5 protein-coding genes are annotated in these 4,621 nt (G+C 70.3%); 2 read left to right on the top strand and 3 right to left on the bottom strand.

Going from position 1 to position 4,621, the window contains the following annotated elements; translation table 11 throughout:
- On the top strand, positions 1-925 hold a 925-nt coding region (locus B1L11_RS47715; RefSeq protein ID WP_179155604.1), incomplete at its 5' end, for a hypothetical protein.
- A 27-nt stretch (positions 926-952) separates the two neighbouring features.
- Here the strand turns inward: B1L11_RS47715 and B1L11_RS43975 are convergent.
- From B1L11_RS43975 to B1L11_RS43965, 3 genes are read right to left on the bottom strand one after another with little or no spacing between them, the layout of a single operon-like run.
- A complete protein-coding gene (locus B1L11_RS43975) occupies positions 953-2,197 on the bottom strand; it encodes a cytochrome P450 (protein ID WP_179155603.1) in 1,245 nt (414 codons plus the stop codon).
- A 55-nt stretch (positions 2,198-2,252) separates the two neighbouring features.
- The gene (locus tag B1L11_RS43970) at positions 2,253-2,990 is read right to left on the bottom strand and encodes a hypothetical protein (protein ID WP_179155602.1); all 738 of its coding nucleotides are present in this window, start codon (positions 2,988-2,990) and stop codon (positions 2,253-2,255) included.
- A gap of 34 nt (positions 2,991-3,024) precedes the next feature.
- Positions 3,025-4,014, bottom strand: coding sequence for a GlxA family transcriptional regulator (locus B1L11_RS43965; RefSeq protein WP_079321061.1), 990 nt, complete (start codon positions 4,012-4,014; stop codon positions 3,025-3,027).
- Positions 4,015-4,112: 98 nt separating this feature from the next.
- Between B1L11_RS43965 and B1L11_RS43960 the strand changes: the two genes are divergently transcribed.
- Complete coding sequence (locus tag B1L11_RS43960) at positions 4,113-4,547, top strand: hypothetical protein (RefSeq protein WP_218671698.1); 435 nt, start codon at positions 4,113-4,115, stop codon at positions 4,545-4,547.
- Positions 4,548-4,621 lie beyond the last annotated feature (74 nt).

Genomic DNA, 4,621 nt, shown 5'->3' with positions numbered 1-4,621 from the left:
GGCCGCCCGCGAGGTCTTCGGCGGGCGGGTGACGTACGCCTCGGGCGACTGGGAGGACGTCGACTGGAGCCCGTTCGTGACGGCGGGACAGATCAGCGGGCCGAAGACGCCTCCCGCGCACCGGCAGCAGGAACTGTGGAACACGGTGTTCGGGGAGAACTACCAGGCCATCGACGAGTACGAGGAGGACGAGTCCGGCCGGCCGGTCTGGCTGTACGCGCTGGTGGCCTCGGTCGTCGCCGCGCTCGTCGGGGTGCTCGTGTGGGCCTTCGCCGCCGGGCCGCTCAGCTCCGGCGACACGGCCGAGGCGGCGACGTCCGCGAAGCCCTCCCCGGTCAAGTCCGGCGCCACGGCCAAGCCGCAGGCGCAGACGTCGTCACGGCTGCCCGTCTACAAGGGCACCGCCTCCCCGGTGAACGGCGTGCTCACCGACACCGCGGGCCGGATCACGCTGCCCAAGCTCGGCGGCCCCTGGCAGGCGGACGCCGACCCGGCCCAGATCAAGGCGGCGTACGGCTTCACCAGCAGGCAGTACGTGCCGGCCGGCATGACCACGAAGGGCAAGCGCGAGTTCGCCCTGGTGATGTCGGGCCCGCTCGCGCAGTCGCTGGCCGCGAGGTACACCACGCCCGACAACCTGGGCCCGGTCGTCAGTGCCGTGATGTTCCGGGCGCGGCAGACCCAGTTCCCCAAGGGCAACGCGGCCACCAAGGTCGCCCAGCAGCGCCTGGCGCGCAACAACCTCACCGGCCTGGCCGCCGTCTACAAGGTGACCGCCGACGGCGCGACGACCACGGTCGTGGTCGCGGCCGTGAACACCGGCGCCGATCTTCCCACGATCGTCTACATGGCCGTGCCCGAGCTCAAGAACGACCTGCTCCCCGACATCAACACGGTCTTCCGGTCGATCAAGCCCCTCCGCTGACCACCGGCCGGACCCCGGGTCCGGCGGTCAGAACTCGCAGGGCATGTGCTTGATGCCGTTGATGAAGCTGGACAGCAGGCGCTCCGGCTCGCCCGCCTCGATCTGGGGGACCCGCCTCAGCAGCTCGCGGAACATCGCGGTGATCTCACGGCGGGCCAGGTGGGCGCCGAGGCAGAAGTGGGGACCGGGCCCGCCGAAGCCGACGTGCGGGTTGGGGTCGCGCAGGATGTCGAAGCGCAGCGGCTCGTCGAACACCCGCTCGTCGCGGTTGGCCGCCCAGTAGTACAGCAGGACCTTCTCGCCCTTGCGGTAGAGGTTGCCGTTCATCTCGTGGTCGCGGGTGACCTTGCGACGCATGTAGTTGACCGGCGCGGCCAGCCGGACGATCTCCTCGATCGCACGCGGCGCCCGGCCCTCGAAGTCCTCCAGCCACAGCCGCCGCTGCTCCGGGTTGAGCGTGAGCAGGCGCATGCCGTGCGAGATGGCGTTGCGGGTGGTCTCGTTGCCGGCCACGACGAGCAGGATGAAGAACGACCCGAGCTCCTGGGCGGTCAGCCGCTCCCCGTCGATGTTGGCGTTGACCAGGGACGAGGTGAGGTCGTCGGTGGGCGTCTCCATCCGCAGCGCGGCGAGGTCCTGGACGAGCTGCTGCAGCTCCATCCCCGCGGTGAGCAGCGCGTGGGCGATGTCCTCGCGGTCGCTCACGTACTCGGGGTCGGTGGCGCCGAGGACGATGTTCGAGCGGTCGAAGACGAACTGGTAGTCCTTCTCCGGGATGCCCATCATGTCGCAGATGATCTTCAAGGGCAGCTTGGCGGCCACCTCGGTGACGAAGTCGCAGCCGGCGCCGGTCTCCAGCAGCTCGTCCACGATGCGCGAGGCCGCGGCGTCCACGTCGGACTCGAACTGCTTGATCATCCTCGGGGTGAAGGCGCGCGAGACGATCCGCCGCAGGCGTGCGTGCCGCGGGTCGTCCATGTTGATCATCGACCCGAAGTATTCGGCGAACTCCGCCGGCAGGTCCGGGATGTTGGTGGCCCCGCCGTCGCCCGAGCAGAAGACCTCGGGATTGCGGCTGGCCTCCAGGATGTCGGCGTGCCGGACCAGCGCGTGGTAGCCCGGCCCGGTGACGCCGCCCAGGCTGAACTCGGGTTCCGGGAAGAAGGCCGGCTTGTCCAGGTCGCGCAGCAGCCGGAACGCGTGTTCCCGCTCCTCGTCCGGACGGCCCCAGAAGTTCCAGTCGTTCAGGTCGATGTCCGCCGCCGAGGTCATGGGCGCGCGCTCCGTGGGCTGTGTCGTCATGGTGGGGGCCGGCCCTTCCGAGTGACTAGAACCACATTCGGTTGTCAGTCTGCCACATCCACTGGTTCAGCCGCAGTGGGTCAGGCGCACATGCCTGCGCCTGCAGCGTGGATCCCAGTGCGCGCCGAAACGCATCAGTGAGGCGGCCGTCTCGGGATGCGCGGCGCCCAGACGTCGTCGAAGAGGAACCACTGCCGGTAGCCGAAAAAGCCGTCCATGTGGATCGCCATCTGGGCCAGGTGGTCGTCGCACCGGACGAGCGTGCGACCGGGGTCACGCCCTCCCTGCCGGGCGGCGCGGGGTTGACGACGTCGACCGGGACCGGAGGCGTGAACGTCCGCACGGACGGTGATGCGTCCGCGGGCAGGTCCCAGCTCTCGTGCACTAGGTAGGTCCAGCGGTCGGGCTCGTCCGCCACCACGTGGTCGTCCACGAAGAAGTACGCCAGCTCGACCTCGTCGTCATCGGTGAGCACCCGCACGCTGTGCCGGTCCACCCGCAGCCTTCCCTCGACGTACAGATGTTCCTTGAGCAACCGGCGCAACTCGTTATGGGTGCGAGGGGCCGGCAGACCGGTCTCGAAGATGGTGTGCAGACCGTAGACGTTCGCGCCGAGTTCGCGCTGCACCCACGTGTACGCGTCCTGCGACGCGGCGTCGTCCCACACCCTGCGGAACCAGTCCAGCACGGTGGCGTCGGGGAAGTGCCGGACGAGCCGGCCGGACGGCCCCTCGTAGACGCTGCGGTAGACGAAGTAGACCACGCCGTCACCATCGCAGGCGGCACCGACAGAATCGTCACCTGTCGTCGCCGAAGGAGGACGGCAACGCGGTCGCCTGGGTCAGGCGGTAACGCGAGGGCGGGATGCCGTAAAGATCGACGAACGCCTGGCGGAGGGCCTCGGCCGTCCCGAAGCCGCAGCGGGCCGCGATCGCGGCCATCGGCAGCGACGTGGAGGCGAGCAGGTGGGCTGCGGCCTCGGTGCGGGCCCGCCGTACGAACCGGCCCGGGGTCTGTCCCGTGTGCTTGAGGAACAGCCGGGTCAGGTGGCGCTCGCTCACGCCCGCGCCGGCCGCGAGGCGGGCGGTGGACAGGTCGGCGTCCGGATGGCCGGTGACATGGTCGACGATGCGTTTGACCAGGCCGTCCCCGGGCGGCGGGCCCTCGGTGAACATGCTCATCTGCGCCTGGTTGCCCGGTCGTTGCAGGTAGGTCACCAGGTTGCGGGCCACCTGCCTGGCGAGGGCGGGGCCGTGGTCCTCCTCGATGAACGCGAGCGTGACGTCCAGCGCGCTGGTGACACCGGCGGCGGTGGTGACGTTGCCGTCGCGGATGAAGATCGGGCGGGCGTCGACGGCGATCTCCGGGTGGCGGGCGGCGAGCGTGTGGGCGAACTGCCAGTGCGTGGTCGCGCGCCGCCCGTCGAGCAGACCGGCGGCGGCCAGCACCGCCGCGCCCGTGCACACCGACGCGACGCGGCGGCTCTCCCGCGCCAGCCGCCGGACGTGGCCGACGATCACCCGGTTGGCTGCGGCCTCCTCGTGCCCGATCCCCCCGGAGACGAGGAGCGTGTCCAGCGGCCCGGTGACGCGTTCGAGCGCCTGCTGCCCCTGCAGCGTCAACCCGCTGCCGCAGGTGACCGGCAGCCCCGACGGGGTGGCCAGGCACACGTCGTAGCACGGAGACGCCCCGTGGGCGTTCGCCATGATCAGGCTCGACGTCACGCACGCGATGTCGACGAGCTCCGCCGCGTGGTATCCGACCACGACCATGCGCCGCTGGGTCATGACCCGACTGTAGGCCGGACGGACGGGGAGCCCAAGATTTCGGACCCGTTCCCGTCTCCCTCCTTGGCGCGTCCGCGGGCCGCCCGGACAGTTGGGCCATGACGCACACCACGCCTGGAAGGCCCACCGGTCACCGCCCCGCCACACGGCGATGGGGCCGTTTCGCCCTGCACTACCTCGAGATGGTGGTCGCGATGTTCGCCGGGATGTTCGCGCTCGGCCTGCTGTGGTCCGCTCTGGGGATCCAGCCCTCCTACGCCCGCGATCCCGAACTCGCCTATCTGCTCATGGCGTTCGACATGTCGGCCGGCATGGCCGTCTGGATGCGCGTGCGCGGCCACGCCTGGGCCCCGGTCCTGGAGATGTGCGGCGCGATGTTCGCTCCGGTCGTGCCGTTGTTCCCGCTCCTGTGGCTGGGCCTGATCGACGGCATGGCCCTGATGGTCGCGGCCCACGTCGCGATGTTCCCGCTGATGCTGGCGGCCATGCTGTGGCGCCGCGACGAGTACGCCCAGTCAGCTTCTCGGCCGTGAACGACCGAGCTTGCAGCTCCTCGCCGTCGATGGATTCGACGGTTCAGGCCGCGTCGTCGGCAGCGTGACTCACT

The organism is Microbispora sp. GKU 823 (assembly GCF_002027145.1).
Lineage (GTDB): Bacteria > Actinomycetota > Actinomycetes > Streptosporangiales > Streptosporangiaceae > Microbispora > Microbispora siamensis.
This window is presented reverse-complemented; position numbering and strand designations above follow the sequence as displayed.